General features: G+C 57.7%; 1 rRNA gene. It reads right to left on the bottom strand.

The features are described from left to right. Positions 1-1,363 (bottom strand): 16S ribosomal RNA (locus tag JDV76_RS00005); the annotation flags it as partial.

The raw sequence follows: 1,363 nt of genomic DNA, 5'->3' as shown, positions 1-1,363 counted from the left end.
CCAATCGCCGATCCCACCTTCGACAGCTCCCCCCACAAGGGTTGGGCCACTGGCTTCGGGTGTTACCAACTTTCATGACGTGACGGGCGGTGTGTACAAGGCCCGGGAACGTATTCACCGCAGCGTTGCTGATCTGCGATTACTAGCGACTCCGACTTCATGGGGTCGAGTTGCAGACCCCAATCCGAACTGAGACCGGCTTTCAGGGATTAGCTCCACCTCACGGTATCGCAACCCACTGTACCGACCATTGTAGCATGTGTGAAGCCCTGGACATAAGGGGCATGATGATTTGACGTCATCCCCACCTTCCTCCGAGTTGACCCCGGCAGTCTCTCATGAGTCCCCACCATCACGTGCTGGCAACATAAGACAAGGGTTGCGCTCGTTGCGGGACTTAACCCAACATCTCACGACACGAGCTGACGACAACCATGCACCACCTGCATGCAGGCCACAAGGGAAGACACATCTCTGCGCCGATCCTGCACATGTCAAGCCCAGGTAAGGTTCTTCGCGTTGCATCGAATTAATCCACATGCTCCGCCGCTTGTGCGGGCCCCCGTCAATTCCTTTGAGTTTTAGCCTTGCGGCCGTACTCCCCAGGCGGGGCGCTTAATGCGTTAGCTACGGCACGGACCCCGTGGAAGGGACCCACACCTAGCGCCCACCGTTTACGGCATGGACTACCAGGGTATCTAATCCTGTTTGCTCCCCATGCTTTCGCTCCTCAGCGTCAGTTACTGCCCAGAGACCTGCCTTCGCCATCGGTGTTCCTCCTGATATCTGCGCATTTCACCGCTACACCAGGAATTCCAGTCTCCCCTACAGCACTCAAGTTATGCCCGTATCGCCTGCACGCCCGGAGTTAAGCCCCGGGATTTCACAGACGACGCGACAAACCACCTACGAGCTCTTTACGCCCAGTAATTCCGGACAACGCTCGCACCCTACGTATTACCGCGGCTGCTGGCACGTAGTTAGCCGGTGCTTCTTATATCACTACCGTCACTCTCGCTTCGTCGTGATCGAAAGGGGTTTACAACCCGAAGGCCGTCATCCCCCACGCGGCGTCGCTGCATCAGGCTTGCGCCCATTGTGCAATATTCCCCACTGCTGCCTCCCGTAGGAGTCTGGGCCGTGTCTCAGTCCCAATGTGGCCGTACACCCTCTCAGGCCGGCTACCCGTCGACGCCTTGGTAGGCCATTACCCCACCAACAAGCTGATAGGCCGCGGGCTCATCCTGCACCGGAAAAACCTTTCCACCACACCCACTAACGATGCAGTCCTATCCGGTATTAGACCCAGTTTCCCAGGCTTATCCCGAAGTGCAGGGCAGATCACCCACGTGTTACTCACCCG

Source organism: Corynebacterium marambiense (assembly GCF_016342275.1).
GTDB lineage: Bacteria > Actinomycetota > Actinomycetes > Mycobacteriales > Mycobacteriaceae > Corynebacterium > Corynebacterium marambiense.
Note: the sequence above shows the minus strand (reverse complement) of the source record. Positions and strands in the feature narration are given on the sequence as shown.